The organism is Acinetobacter endophylla, assembly GCF_053543775.1.
Map to the genome: position 1 here is coordinate 21,932 of NZ_JBLVOM010000236.1, position 14,394 is coordinate 36,325.

Here is a 14,394-nt window from a genome sequence, read left to right on the forward strand (position 1 = left end):
TTAATCATCCTTCTGTACAGATTGTTGTTGGTGTTCACCGAGCAGTTTTGCGACCCAAACCACCAGAATCAGGATCGGAATCCCAATTAAAGTGGTCATCAGGAAGAAATTCGGATAACCGATATTGGTCACTATAGTACCCGAATATCCGCCTAAAATCTTAGGGGTCAGGGTCATGAGTGAGCTAAAAATCGCATATTGAACAGCGGTAAATGACACACTGGTCAAGCTTGACAAGAATGCAATAAACGCAGCACCAGCCAGCCCTGCAGCCAGATTATCGACAATAATGGCAAAATAAAGCCACTTGTCGCTATAAGGTTTAATTACCTTACCACTGACTTCGACCGTATCTGAACTGTTGCCATCCACCACTGCCAAGGGCTGAATATCGACATCCAGATTCTGGGTATTGCTCAGCTGATCATTGACCTGATAAACATGCGTTGTTTGCTGAAGTGCCTGATCATCTTGCATCAAAACTGCACTGATAATATGTGCAGGTGACTGAATCAGTTGCTGTGCAGGAATCGCGGCAGTAAATACGCCTTCACTTTCCAGTTTTGCCTCAATATTCTGATCATTGATTTGCAAAACAATCTTTTGATTCTCTTGCAGTGCTTCACCGACATACTGGCCACGCACCACAATGGTCTTGTCCTGTTCAGCTACAGTGAGTGTATTGTCACTGGTAATCGGCAGGATCTGTAACTGGGTGCTGCCCTGTTCTGCAGTCAAATACGGCATACTGACCTGCACAGGCGCTTGATTGGTATTATCTGTATTAAGATAAGCGGCTGACACTTGCAGCTGTTTACTCTGCGCCAGCACAGCACTCGATATATCCAGCTTCCAGTAACCAACTTCATCGGTCTCTGCCTGATAAACCTGATTACCGGCTTTAACTTCGACAGCTGCCAGTTTTTCACCAGACTTGACCAGTCCGATAAAAATCAGGTTGGTGGAACAGGCCAGCACGGCACCGACAAACATCAATTTCATGATGTTCATTTTCTGGGCCAATAGACCACCAAGGAATCCACCGACTAAAGAGAAAATCACCCCATAGACTTTAACCGCCTCGGCAATCTGTTCTTTACTGAAATTCAGGTCCTGATAGAACACATTGGAAATGATGCCGGCAATAATATCGGAGACCCGATAAAAACCGATCAGCAATAACAAGACCAACGCCAGTTTCAAGCCGTAACGTTTAAAGAAATCTGCAACCGGATTGACCCAGGTTTCATAGGCCATCTGCTTGTTAACCGCACCTATTTTTACCAAGCTTGCACCAATCGCAAATGCGACAGCACCTGAGCCAATAAAGCGTAAGGCCTCAAAACAGAACAAGGCAAAGGTATCTTGAATGGCGAATTGTTCGGTGATGCTGGCCACCAGATTACCTGAATAGATATAGCTCAAGACAAAACTGATTACCGCCACAAAAAATACGGCGACTAAACGGAAATAATCATTGCGCACATAGTGTTTGCGCACACGGTCAACCTGCGGCTCCCGAATGGACAGTGTGGTGATAATACCGACCAGCATGACAGCAGCCATCGCCAGATAGGTCCATTTCCAGGCATCGTAAATATAATTGCCTTTGGCAGTACCTAGATATGCAGCAAGAAACAATGCCCCTGCACCAGCGACAATCATGCCGATCCGGTAACCGGCATTATAGGTGGAAGCCAATACGGTCTGCATCTGCGTTTCCGCCAACTCAATCCGGTAGGCATCGATCACAATATCCTGCGTTGCTGCGGAGAAACCAAGCAGGACTGCACCGAGCGCCATTTGCTGTAAATGTGTTGCACCCAAAGCCGGATCAGAAAAGGCCATAATGGAAATGGCACAGACAATCAGAATCTGCGCAATCAGCAACCAGGCACGACGACGTCCCAGAGCCTTGGTCAGAAATGGGACTGGCAGTTCATCAATGAGCGGTGCCCAGACGAATTTAAACGAATAGCCCAATGCGGCCCAGCTAAAGAAAGTTACTGCACTTTTGCTGATTCCGGCCTCACCTAACCATAAAGACAGACTGGAAAAAATCAGAAGAATCGGCACACCAGCCGAAAATCCCAAGAACAGCATGATCAATGCACGTCGATCTAAAAATGCTGTAAAGGCGGATTTCCAACCCGTCGTTTGTGTTGTCATTGCTTTATTATTTTCCACAGAAAAACCAATTGCTGCTATTCAATCCTGTAATAGCGTATCTTTCAACAAGATTTATATATTTATCACATTTCCGGTTTTTTATTTTCGGGCAAAAGCGACATGTTGGCTTGAATTTTTCAAGTAAATCTGTATACCTTAACTCTTATCAACGTAATATTTCGTTTTGGATTTTCAACAGTGACCCAGAGACTCGATCAAATTAATTCCTCTATTGCCAGCAACACCAGCACAACTCCACAAAAAATCCGCTCAGATTTACTTATCTCTGCATTTGAACAAAGCGAAATTAAAAATACTCTGGACCATACCCGGTTAATATCCACCCAGCTGACGCATATTCCAAACCTAGAAAAAATTCCTGCGTCAACCAAACGGATCAAACCCCTGAATAACTTTTTGGGCCAAGATCGTGCACGTGCCTCAGTTGAGGCCGGGATTGCCCTACCTTATTCCGGTTATAACATTTTTGCCGTCGGTACAGCAGGACTCGGAAAACGCACCATGGTGAAGCGTTTGCTGCAGCAGCACGCCAAAACTATGGAAACCCCGAATGACTGGGTGTACGTCAATAACTTTCAGAACCAGCGTCAGCCGATTGCACTGGAACTGCCTCCGGGTCAGGGTCCAAAATTCCAAGCCATGTTGAATCAAAGCTGGCAAACCATTCTGAAACAGCTTGAGCGCCGTTTTACTGCAGAGACCTATCACAACCGCATTGAAATGATTCGCCAGGAAACTGGTGATGAGCAGCAGCAGGCGCTCATCGAACTGACCAAGGAAGGCGCAGAACTGGATCTGAAGCTGATCTCTCGACATGATGAGCACTGTTTTGTCCCTGTGCATCTGATTGATGACAAATTGCAGGAAATGTCTCAGGAAGATCTGAATGCCTTAAGCAACAAAGATCGTGCCGAACTGGCGTCCAACATGCGCTATATGGACAAGAAACTGGAACGTCTGGGTTTGCATCTGGGTGATCTGGAAGATGATGCACGCGATCGCGTACAGATCCTGAACCGCGATATCGCCAAGCAGGTGGTCTTACCGCGAGTCGAACAGATTCTGGCGAAATTCAAACACGTGGAAGGTCTGGAACATTATCTGAAGTATTATGCTGAAGACATTATCAATAATGTTGAAATTGTGCTGGAACAGGAAGAAGATGACTTCACTCCGGCACTGTTCAGTCGCGTTCCCGCACGTTATCAGGCCAATGTGATTATTACGCACAAGCCGAACAGTGGCGCACCGGTGATCTTTGAAGATTTTCCAACGCATTACAATTTATTGGGACATGTAGAACAACTGACCCAAAATGGCACGATCACTACAGACTTCACCCTGATTCGTCCAGGGACATTGCATAAGGCCAATGGCGGTTTCCTGATGCTGGAAGCGGAACAATTGCTGGAACAACCCTATGCATGGCAAGGCTTGAAGCGCGCGCTTAAATCGGGGCATTTAAAACTGTCCTCGCTCGAGCATATGATCACGCTGACCGGCAGCATTTCGATTGAACCTGCTTCGATTCCATTGAATATCAAGGTCATCTTACTGGCTGAGCCTGAAATTTATTATGAAATTTTAGAGCTTGAACCCGAGCTGGGCAGCATCTTTAAAATCCGTGCTGATTTTACCGATACATTACAACGTAATGACGATAACGAGCAGGCCTATATGCAGCTGATTGCCGACTATGTACAATCGGATAAATTACTGCCTTTTGACCGTTCTGCTTTAGCCGCCTTGCTCACAGATTCCAGCCGTCAGGCCGAAGATCAAAGTTCATTGTCATTACACGCCCTGACGCTGGGCGATCTGATTCGTGAAGCACATCATCATGCCTTCCAGGCCGGTGACAAGATGGTCTCGGAAAAACATATCAATACCGCACTGGATCACCGTAAATATCGTCTCGGCTATTTACGTGAACTGTACTGGCAGGATCTGACCCGTGGTACCCAATTGATCGAAACCCGTGGTCATCGTCTGGGCCAAATCAATGCCCTGTCGGTGATTCATTATGCTGATGTTGAGTTTGGTCTGCCTTCACGACTGACTGCTTCGGTGTATCAAGGTGGCGGTGATATTTTGGATATTGAGCGCAGTGTAGAACTTGGTGGCTCTTTACATGCCAAGGGTGTGTTGCTGATGTCATCTTTCCTGAAAGCACATTTCGGCCGTGAACAGACCCTGCACTTCTCTGCTGCGCTGGCCTTTGAACAAAGTTATGGTCAGGTCGATGGTGACAGTGCCACGGTAGCGGAACTTTCTGCCTTACTTTCTGCCATCAGCCAGTTACCGATTGATCAATCCTGGGCCATTACCGGTTCCATGAACCAGCTGGGACAAGTACAGCCGGTAGGTGGTGTGAATGCCAAAATTGAAGGTTTCTTTGATGCTTGCAAGTTACAAGGTCTGACCGGAAAACAAGGTGTGATTATTCCGCGTCAAAATATGCAACATCTGATGCTGCGTAAAGATGTCACCCTTGCCGTGGAAGAGGGTCAGTTCCATATTCATGCGATTGATACCATTGATCAGGCGCTGGAAATCCTGATGGCGCGTCCTGTCGGGACGCTGGATAAAAAAGGTCGCTATAGCAAAAATTCAATCTATGCCGCAGTAATGGCACAGCTGGATTATTGGCAAGCGATTGAAGATGGTGCCGAACTGGTCGAAGTGCCGAAGAAAAAGAAGAAGAAAAAAAAAGACAAGAAGCAAATCGTCGAGCCACAAACTGAAGTTGAAGCTGATGCTTCGACAGTTGAAAAGCCGGATGCAGCGACAGAGGATTAACTCTGACCTTGCTCCAGATAAAATAGAGATAAAAAAAGCGCTTCTCAATGAAGCGCTTTTTCACATCTGAACTTAATTTAATACAAAATTAAGCATCAGCTGCCGGGCTGTACTGTTCAACTAAAGGCTTTAATTCACCTTTTTGGAACATGTCGAGCATGATATCACTACCACCGATCAACTCACCATTGATCCAAAGCTGTGGAAATGTCGGCCAGTTGGCGATTTGTGGTAACATCGCGCGAATGTCCTGGTTTTCCAGAATGTTTACATAAGCAAACGGACGACCAATTTGACTGAGTGCTTCTACTGCACGTGCAGAAAAACCACATTGTGGAAATTGCGGTGTGCCTTTCATGTAAAGAAGTACTGCGTGTTTTGCAATTTGGTCACGAATTAACGCTTCGGTATCGCGTGCTTGTTCAGTCATTGATAAATCCTCAACTCATCTGTCTCGCATTATACCCAAATCCAGGCAAAACAGAATGTCTAAAGCAATAATTCCAATTTTATTTACAATTACCCTTTAAATCTGAGCGGGTTTTTGCTTATATAAGTTTTTCTTTCCACCTAACAGTTAAGAGTTAGTCATGAATAATATTACCCTCGCACCGGTACAAACTGATCAACCGTCTCATTTGATGCCTGTTTTTGGCCGTCAACCGATCAGCTTTGTCCGAGGACGAGGTGCATATCTTTATACCGAAGATGGTACAGAGTATTTAGATGCATTAACCGGCATTGCCGTATGTGGTTTGGGCCATGCACATCCAGTCATTGCCGAAGCGATTGCTGAACAGGCAGCGACCCTGATTCATACCAGCAATCTATTTGAAGTGCCTTGGCAAACGGCTGCCGCACAAAAACTGGCTGAAGTTGCAGGCATGGAAGAAGTATTCTTCTCGAACAGTGGTGCAGAATCCAATGAAGGTGCAATCAAAATTGCACGTAAATTCGGTCATATGCAAGGCATTGCTTCACCAAAAATTATTGTTGCTGACCAGTCTTTCCATGGTCGTACCATGGCCACCTTGTCTGCTACAGGCAATAAAAAAGTGCAAGAAGGCTTTGGTCCGCTGGTTGAAGGTTTTATTCGTGTACCTTTTGGTGATATCGAAGCAATTGAAGAGGCTGCGATTAATCACCCGGATATCGTGGCGATTTTGATTGAGCCTATTCAGGGTGAAGGCGGTGTGAATACCACACCTCAAGGTTTCAGCTATTTAGAAGAAATCCGTCAAATCTGTAACCAGCACAACTGGCTGATGATGCTGGACGAAGTGCAAACTGGTAATGGCCGTACCGGTAAATATTTTGCTTACCAGCACACCAATATTATTCCGGATGTACTGACCACAGCCAAAGGCTTAGGAAACGGTTTCCCGATTGGTGCGGTAATGACCCAAGGCCGTGGTGTCGGCGTATTAACTGCTGGAAATCACGGTTCTACCTATAGCGGTACAGCACTGGGTTCGCGTGTGGTCTATACCATTCTTGATATTATGCAAAAAGAAAATATCGTCGCGAATGCTGCTGAAAAAGGTGCTTACATCGTTGACCAACTGCGTAACAAGCTGGCAGATCAAAATGTCATCATACGTGGTTTCGGTCTGATGATCGGGATTGAATTACCAAAAGAATGCGGTGATCTGGTTGCGATTGCACGCGATGAATACAAGATGATTATCAATGTCACTGCAGGCAATGTTGTTCGTCTGTTGCCTACCCTGAATATTACCCAGGAGCAGGCAGACCAATTGATCGAACGTCTGGTGAAAATGATCAAAGCTTATTTGGCATAAAGCCCTAGCCTAAAAATTAAAAAAGCCGCTCTAAAGCGGCTTTTTTATTATTCTGCACTCTATGATGCGTTTTGTAACATACGTCCGCCAGAGATCTGGCTAAAATATTGTTTCAGGGTATCAAGACAACGAAGAATTTTTGTCGGTTGTTGTTCACGTTTCGGAATAACCGCATACAGTGTAATCGATGGCAGTCTCCATTCAGGCAGAACTTCAACTAAAGTACCGTTAAGCAAATCCTTTTTAGCATCAAGATATAAAACCTTGGCAATCCCATTACCCTGCAAGCACATCGATTTTGCAACCAAACCGTTATTGGTACTGAAACGGGATTTCAGTTCAAACTCGGCTTTTTCTGCAGTATTCACATGTTGGAAATGATAATACTGATGGTTTTTAAGATGCGTTAAAGGCAAGACCTCATGATTTTTAAGATCATCAGGTTTCGAAATAATGGTGCTTTGATTAATATAACTCGGTGTCGCCACCAGAATTTGCTCAATCTGCATCAATGGCACAACCTGAAGATTATGCTCATCATTTTTCTGTTCAAATCTTAGGGCGATATCAACCCGCCCATCCAACAAATCAACCTCATGATTGTTTGTTTCTAAATGTACTGCCAAGCCGCGATGTGCAGCTATCCAATGAGAAAGTGCAGGAATCACATGATTCGCGCATAATTCTGGCAAAGAAACGATACGCAGCTCACCCACAAGATCATCACGTAACTCATTGATCCGGACTTTACCGCGTTCAGCAGCAGATAACATTTCTTGACAGCTATGGAAAAAAGCTTGTCCCGCTTCGGTCAGACTTAATTTTCTCGTCGAACGATTTAGAAGTACGACTTCCATATCGTGTTCTAATGAGCGAATTTGTTGACTGACGGCGCTGGTCGTAATCCCTAATTCACGGGCAGCACCGCTGAACGAGTTTTTTTCCACAACGCAAGCAAAGACACCCATTGCTCGAAGTTGATCTAACATAAATTTCCCTCTAAACTTATGAGGTGCTCCATCATTTGATAAAAGCAACTTATTGTATTATACGGCGAAATTTACACTTTGCATTATTTATTTAATTGTTTGGTAAAACTGCAGTAGGATTAATAGGTTTGCCGTCTAAGCGCACCTGAAACTCAAGCATGGTACGGTTTGTACCAGTTGATCCCATTTCTGCAATTTTTTGACCAGCCGTTACATTTTGGCCACTTTTCACATTCAATTTACTGTTATGTGCATAAGCGGTGATATAGCCATTGATATGCTTCACCAACACCAGATTGCCATATTCTTTCAGGCCATCAGCGGCATACACCACCTGCCCGTCTGCTGCTGCAAATACCGGATCGCCGACATTGCCACTATAGCGGGTGCCCTTGATATTAGAAGCTAAATTGTATTGCTGAAGAATCGCACCATTCGATGGTTTTACCCAACGTAAACCTGCAGCCGTAGATACTGGCGTAACCGGTGCAGATGTATTGACGCGTGGTGTGGTTTGTACTGTGGTTGCTGGTGTCACCGGTGCCGGTGTAGGCACTGCAATTGTTTGACGCTGGATTGGCGCTGCCTGAGTCATAGCCTGAGTACTGGTGCTACGGCGCGCAGTATTGCTTTTCAGGCGGATTGATTGTCCGACATAAATCCGGTAAGGCGCACTGATATCATTCATCTCGGCAACACTGATATAGTTCAGTCCATAACGTGCTGCAATCCCACTCAATGTATCTCCTGAACGCACCGTATAGAAATCAGGAGCTGTTGCATAACGCGTTGCATTATTCACCTGGGGTTTGGTGGCACAACCGGTAATTACTCCTGTAGAAATAACAACGGTCGATAAAACGAGGGTTTTAATCAGGGTTGCAGGCGAAGCTACGACACATTTCGGTAACACCAAGAACATTATCTTCCTCTCTAATGCTATACGGTTGCAAAATTCCGTTAAGATTAGCAAAGTTTTACGGCAATATACTTGCAATCGCGAGTTTTTCACAAAGTTATAACACTAAGGACGCATTTTCTGCCAATTGTGTTTGTAAATTCCGCAGACTCTCATAATTGGTAGCATCCATCTGAATCGGGGTAATACTGACATAGCAATTGGCGACCGCAGAGAAGTCCGAATCAATTTCGTTAAATCCTGGCTTAGGGTCTGCGACTGCTTCTCCTGAGAGTCCAATCCAGAATACCTGACGACCACGCGGATCTATATGACTCGTCACCGGTTTAGACTGACGGCGGCGACTTTGATATGTCACTTTTTCACCCTGCAATTCAGTTACATCTGGAATATTGATATTAAAAATATGTCGCTCAGGCAGAACAGGCAAACCACGAGCAATAAAATCATGCACCCATTCGGCGGCCAACTGATAATCCTGAGGCTGCTGATAGCCACGTACATTCGGCCCACTCAGTGATACGGCAATCGCAGGATGTTTAGTTAAACGACCTTCAAAGCCCGCCCCGACTGTACCGGAATACAAGATATCATCTCCCAGATTTGCGCCGCTATTTATCCCGCTAACCACCAGGTCAAATTCAAAATCAAATAGCCCGTTCATAGCCAAGTAAACGCAATCTGCCGGCGTCCCATTAACCGCCCAGACATCAGGAGAAATCTGGATTGGGCGTAAAGGGCGGTCCAAAGTTAAGGCACTAGAAAAGCCACTGCGTTCACTTTCCGGTGCCACAATCACCACTCGCCCCAAAGGCTTTAGTGCTTGCGCCAAAGCCTGAATACCGGATGCAAACACCCCATCATCATTTGAAACTAAAATATTCACTAAAAAATCTCGTTACGCTAAAAAATGACTGACTAGGACATTTCATTGTATTAGTGCAGGAATTATATATATTTATTGCTCGACATCCATCTTTATAATATGTGGCTCAAGATGATTAAAAAATTCTCTTTATTTAGCGCTCTCACTTTAAGCTTGGCAGCATTTATTTCCCCTTCAGTCATGGCAAACGATCTGACTGTTGAAGAAAACAATACCATTGTAAAAGAAGATATTGCATCAGCACAGGTTATGGCTGAAGTTTGCCCGGCAATCATTGGTCAAAATCCAAAATTTAACAGCACCGTTGAACAATTGATCCAGTCTTATCTTGCAGACTACTCAGATAAAGGCATGAGCTATCAAAAGCTACAGGCAGACAGTGAATATAAATCTTTACTTGAAGAAGCACGTCAGGGTGCAAAGCAAACCAGCTCAGACGAGCAGAAAACTGTCTGTGAAGAAATGCTGAACTACCAAGGCTAAGCCAGCTAAATTTTCAAATAAGACGGTGTAAACATCGTCTTATTTTCTCTTACAGATTTATTCATAATTCTACAGCTTCGCTACATTTTCCCACTTTTCAATTTCAAAAATAAGTTTAAGCTAGGCAAATTATTGTTCTAAATCCATTTTTTGAGTTTTCAATGAAAAATCCAATATTCCAAGCTTTAACATTCTGCGCAATTTCTGCCGCCACTCTTTTGGGAACTTCTGCATTTGCAGCCGATGAAAACATTAATGTTACCCCAACTCAGCAAGTGACCAAACAGGAACTGGCAGCCATTTATGTTCTTTCAGAAATCTGTCCAAGCATGGTCAAAGACAAGTCACAGTTTAATCAGGGTTATACCAAGCTGGTGACTGAGTATATGCCGGGCCAGCGTAATCCGGTTGAAAGCTTAAACCAGATGGCTAAACAGAACGATTTCCGCAATATTCTGGCCGAAGCACAATCGGATGCCAAGAAAGCCGGCAAGAAAAAAAATCAGGTGATTTGTAATGAATTAACCACCTATAACAATTAAGCTGCTTTTCTGCCGATAACTTACAATACTTTTGAAATAAGACCGGGTTTCCCATAGAAGTCAGCCTAGCTTTGTCCTAAAATGCTAGGCTCTTCGTGCTTACATCAAGATATAGGAACCCACTAGAAATGACCCAAAAAACTGCCCTTGCTGCATTATTATTAGTTCCTAGTTTTAGCTTTGCAGCAACTGTCCTATCTGCACCACCAGAATTGAATAATAAATCCTACGTGCTAATGGACTACGAGACAGGGCAACTTCTCGCTTCAAAAAATGAAAATGAAAAATTAGCCCCTGCTTCAATGACCAAGATGATGACCAGTTACATCATCGAACAAAAACTATTGAGCGGTGAACTCACTGAAGATGAACAAGTGCGCATGAACGAGTCAGCATGGTGTCGCGGCAGTAGCGCGGAATCATGTATGTATGTACCTTTAAATGGTACGGCAACTGCACTTGAAATGCTTCGCGGGATTATTATTCAATCAGGGAATGATGCGTCGAAAGCCATGGCTGAACATATTGCAGGGAACGAGGGTACCTTTGCACATATGATGAACCAGGAAGCTAAACGTATTGGCATGACCAATACCAGCTTTGTGAACTCAACCGGTATGCCGGCTGAAGGTCATTATTCAACTGCCAAAGATATGGCAACGCTGGCACAACACATCATTAAAGACAGTTCTAAATATTATCCGATTTATGCGGAAAAAGAATTTACCTTTAATGGCATCAAGCAAGGTAACCGTAATGCCCTGCTATATACTGACCCGAGTGTAGATGGTTTAAAAACTGGCCACACTGATGAAGCTGGTTATTGTTTGACTACCTCATCAAAACGCGGTCCTACGCGTTTGATTTCAGTGATTTTTGGTGCACCAACCATGCAGGAACGTGCGACACAAACACGTGAATTGTTGGCTTGGGGTTATGCAAACTTCGAAACCAAAAATGTTCAACCGGCTAAACAGGTACTTGCTAAAGCCAAAGTCTGGTTTGGTAAGGAAGATGAAGTTCAGATCGGTCTTGCTGAAAACTTTAATGTGACTATGCCGAAAGGTCAGGCCAACGCGATTAAAACCCAGCTGGTGGTTCAGCCTAAACTGACTGCACCTTTACAGCCTGGTCAGGTCGTAGGTAAATACGTAGCGACTCTGGATGGTAAAGTAATTTCAGAAAAACCGTTGGTGGCTTTAAACGCGGTTGAAGAAGCTGGTTTCTTCGCACGTATGCTCGACCACATTAAACAATTCTTCTCAAACTTGTTCTAAGTTTAAATAGACTGTTTTAGTCTAGCACTAAGACCAAAGCACTCATTCAGATGGGTGCTTTTTATTTTATACTATGCACATGATCCTTAAACTTTTAATGAGCAGATCACCATGAGCCAAAACATTCGTTCTTATTTAGACACAACTCCACAAATTGATGAATCGTGTTATATCGATCCGATGGGAATCGTGGTCGGCGATGTGGTCTTGGCTGAAAATGTCTCTGTCTGGCCTTTTGCCGTGATTCGTGGTGATGTTAATTCGATCCGGATTGGTAAAAACTCGAATGTTCAGGATCATGCCATGTTGCATGTCAGTCATAAAAAAGCCGATAAACCGAATGGTTCGCCTTTGATCATTGGTGAAGATGTCACGATTGGCCATCATGTGACATTGCATGGTTGTACGATTGGTAATCGCGTATTAATCGGGATTAACAGCATTATTCTGGATGATGTCATCATTCCGGATGATGTGATGATTGGTGCAGGTACACTAGTTCCACCGGGCAAAGTTTTGGAAAGTGGTTGGCTCTATGTGGGCAGCCCTGCCAAAAAAGCACGTCCGCTCACTGAAAAAGAAATGGCATTCTTGTCTTATTCTGCGCAGAATTATGTGAAGGTGTCAGGGAATTACAAATAAACTTGATGTTTTTTTCCTTTTTAACTCATAGTTTGCCAGCCTAATAAAAAACCCAGACATACCGATCTAGGTTTTTTATGATTTATCACGTTTCACGCTTATTACTCAATCAATGTTCCACAAGATTTCTGAGTCAAACTCAATAACCAACTTCCCCAAAGAAATCCCCTCCCATCATAGCCACCGCCAGCAAAATTTTATACAATAGTGCATCCTTTTCCATGGTGCTGCTTTATGACCGCTTGGACTGCTCATGTCACTGTCGCAACTGTTGTTGAAAAAGACGGAAAATTCCTGTTTGTCGAAGAACAAACCGAAGGTGTGACACACACGGTATTTAATCAGCCAGCAGGTCATGTGGAATGCGGTGAAACCCTTATCGAAGCCGCAATTCGTGAAACCATGGAAGAAACAGGTCATAGGGTGGAAGTAAAACACTTATTAGGTATATATACCTATACTCCACCGATGTTCCCGGATCGTACCTATTACCGTTTCTGTTTCTTGGCCAATTCCATCGACTATGATCCAAATGCCACTTTAGATACAGATATTGTCGGCGCAGTCTGGATGACGCTCGATGAACTGATTGAATCTGCTCGTGCGCGTAGTCCATTGGTGATTAAAGCCGTGCAAGATGCACTTTCAGGTCAAAAATACCCTTTATCGCTCATTTACGAGCACCAGAATTCTCCCTTAATTTCAAATTTGGATGCCTAATCCTATGCAACAACGTGTCATCGTCGGTATGTCAGGTGGTGTAGATTCATCTGTTTCTGCTGCCCTTTTACTTCAACAAGGTTATCAGGTTGAAGGTCTTTTCATGAAAAACTGGGAAGAAGATGACGGCACAGAATATTGCACGGCGATGGATGACCTTGCCGATGCTCAGGCCGTTTGCGACAAAATCGGCATTAAACTGCATACCGCAAACTTTGCCATGGAATATTGGGATCGTGTCTTTGAACATTTTCTGGCGGAATATGCGGCTGGCCGTACCCCAAACCCAGACATTTTATGTAATAAAGAAATTAAATTCCGTGCCTTCTTAGATCACGCGATTAACTTGGGTGCAGACTTTATTGCAACAGGTCACTACTGCCGTCGCGGTGAAACCACAACCAATTCACGTGGTGAAGAATATGCACCGCTGCTTCGTGGCGTAGACAATAACAAAGACCAGACTTACTTCCTGCATGCTGTCCATGGTCGTGAAATTAATAAGACCCTGTTCCCTGTTGGTGAAATTGAAAAGCCACAAGTCCGTAAAATTGCAGAAGAATTAGATCTGGTCACGGCCAAGAAAAAAGACTCGACTGGCATCTGTTTTATTGGTGAACGCCGATTTAATGACTTTTTAAAGCAATATTTACCTGCTCAACCCGGAAAAATCGTACTGGAAGACGGTAAAGAGGTTGGTGATCATCACGGCTTAATGTACTATACGCTCGGTCAACGCGGTGGCATTGGTATTGGCGGTATGAAAGGGGCTGCTGAAGGCGCCTGGTTCGTATTGCATAAAGATATCGAAGGCAATCGTCTGGTGGTCGGTCAAGGCCATGAACATCCTCTCATGCAAAGTACTACACTTTGGAGTGAGGCAATTGACTGGGTGGCAGGTGAGCAGGATATTCCTGAAACAGGTTTCCGCTGTACGGCCAAAACCCGTTACCGTCAGACTGATCAGGCATGTACTGTGTATCAAGATTCAGAAGCACCGAATGGTGTTCGTGTTGAGTTTGATGAACCTCAACGTGCAGTGACCCCAGGTCAAAGCGTGGTGTTCTATTCAGGTGAAGTTTGTTTAGGAGGTGGTGTGATTCATCATACCAATGCGCCTAAACCTGATTTTATAAAAGGATGAA

The 14,394-nt window shown here is 44.2% G+C and carries 13 protein-coding genes; 8 read left to right on the forward strand and 5 right to left on the reverse strand.

Going from position 1 to position 14,394, the window contains the following annotated elements; all coding sequences use genetic code 11:
• Entirely contained in the window at positions 1–2,169 is a 2,169-nt protein-coding gene (locus ACNPNW_RS08320) for an AmpG family muropeptide MFS transporter (RefSeq protein WP_420937428.1), read from the reverse strand.
• Between the two features lie 198 nt (positions 2,170–2,367).
• Between ACNPNW_RS08320 and ACNPNW_RS08325 the strand changes: the two genes are divergently transcribed.
• Positions 2,368–4,989 (forward strand): Lon protease family protein, encoded by a 2,622-nt coding sequence (locus ACNPNW_RS08325; RefSeq protein WP_420937429.1) that lies wholly within the window; start codon positions 2,368–2,370, stop codon positions 4,987–4,989.
• Between the two features lie 88 nt (positions 4,990–5,077).
• Here ACNPNW_RS08325 and grxD read toward each other — a convergent pair whose 3' ends face one another.
• Positions 5,078–5,419, reverse strand: a complete 342-nt coding sequence (gene grxD / locus ACNPNW_RS08330; RefSeq protein ID WP_004279738.1) for a Grx4 family monothiol glutaredoxin — start codon at positions 5,417–5,419, stop codon at positions 5,078–5,080.
• Positions 5,420–5,579: 160 nt separating this feature from the next.
• Between grxD and ACNPNW_RS08335 the strand changes: the two genes are divergently transcribed.
• On the forward strand, positions 5,580–6,791 hold the full coding sequence (locus ACNPNW_RS08335; RefSeq protein ID WP_420937430.1) for an aspartate aminotransferase family protein: 1,212 nt from the start codon (positions 5,580–5,582) through the stop codon (positions 6,789–6,791).
• Positions 6,792–6,850: 59 nt separating this feature from the next.
• On the opposite strand, the gene ACNPNW_RS08340 is transcribed toward ACNPNW_RS08335, so the two are convergent.
• The 3 genes from ACNPNW_RS08340 to surE all read right to left on the reverse strand — a co-directional run bounded on the left by ACNPNW_RS08340 (position 6,851) and on the right by surE (position 9,585).
• The gene (locus tag ACNPNW_RS08340) at positions 6,851–7,780 is read right to left on the reverse strand and encodes a LysR family transcriptional regulator (protein ID WP_004279736.1); all 930 of its coding nucleotides are present in this window, start codon (positions 7,778–7,780) and stop codon (positions 6,851–6,853) included.
• A 91-nt stretch (positions 7,781–7,871) separates the two neighbouring features.
• Positions 7,872–8,702: a peptidoglycan DD-metalloendopeptidase family protein gene (locus tag ACNPNW_RS08345; RefSeq protein ID WP_005104583.1), complete on the reverse strand. Its 831-nt coding sequence runs from the start codon at positions 8,700–8,702 to the stop codon at positions 7,872–7,874.
• Between the two features lie 94 nt (positions 8,703–8,796).
• On the reverse strand, positions 8,797–9,585 hold the full coding sequence (surE, locus tag ACNPNW_RS08350) for a 5'/3'-nucleotidase SurE (protein ID WP_420937431.1): 789 nt from the start codon (positions 9,583–9,585) through the stop codon (positions 8,797–8,799).
• 111 nt (positions 9,586–9,696) lie between these two features.
• On the opposite strand from surE, the gene ACNPNW_RS08355 reads away from it, so the two are divergent.
• The 6 genes from ACNPNW_RS08355 to mnmA all read left to right on the forward strand — a co-directional run bounded on the left by ACNPNW_RS08355 (position 9,697) and on the right by mnmA (position 14,393).
• A complete protein-coding gene (locus ACNPNW_RS08355) occupies positions 9,697–10,068 on the forward strand; it encodes an MCR_0457 family protein (protein WP_004279733.1) in 372 nt (123 codons plus the stop codon).
• A gap of 161 nt (positions 10,069–10,229) precedes the next feature.
• The gene (locus tag ACNPNW_RS08360; RefSeq protein WP_005104587.1) at positions 10,230–10,610 is read left to right on the forward strand and encodes an MCR_0457 family protein; all 381 of its coding nucleotides are present in this window, start codon (positions 10,230–10,232) and stop codon (positions 10,608–10,610) included.
• 128 nt (positions 10,611–10,738) lie between these two features.
• Entirely contained in the window at positions 10,739–11,887 is a 1,149-nt protein-coding gene (dacC, locus tag ACNPNW_RS08365; RefSeq protein ID WP_004279731.1) for a D-alanyl-D-alanine carboxypeptidase PBP5/6, read from the forward strand.
• Positions 11,888–11,998: 111 nt separating this feature from the next.
• Positions 11,999–12,529: a gamma carbonic anhydrase family protein gene (locus ACNPNW_RS08370; RefSeq protein ID WP_278357486.1), complete on the forward strand. Its 531-nt coding sequence runs from the start codon at positions 11,999–12,001 to the stop codon at positions 12,527–12,529.
• A gap of 234 nt (positions 12,530–12,763) precedes the next feature.
• A complete protein-coding gene (locus tag ACNPNW_RS08375) occupies positions 12,764–13,249 on the forward strand; it encodes an NUDIX hydrolase (protein WP_423089721.1) in 486 nt (161 codons plus the stop codon).
• A 4-nt stretch (positions 13,250–13,253) separates the two neighbouring features.
• Positions 13,254–14,393, forward strand: a complete 1,140-nt coding sequence (gene mnmA, locus ACNPNW_RS08380) for a tRNA 2-thiouridine(34) synthase MnmA (protein ID WP_348939734.1) — start codon at positions 13,254–13,256, stop codon at positions 14,391–14,393.
• Position 14,394: the final 1 nt, after the last annotated feature.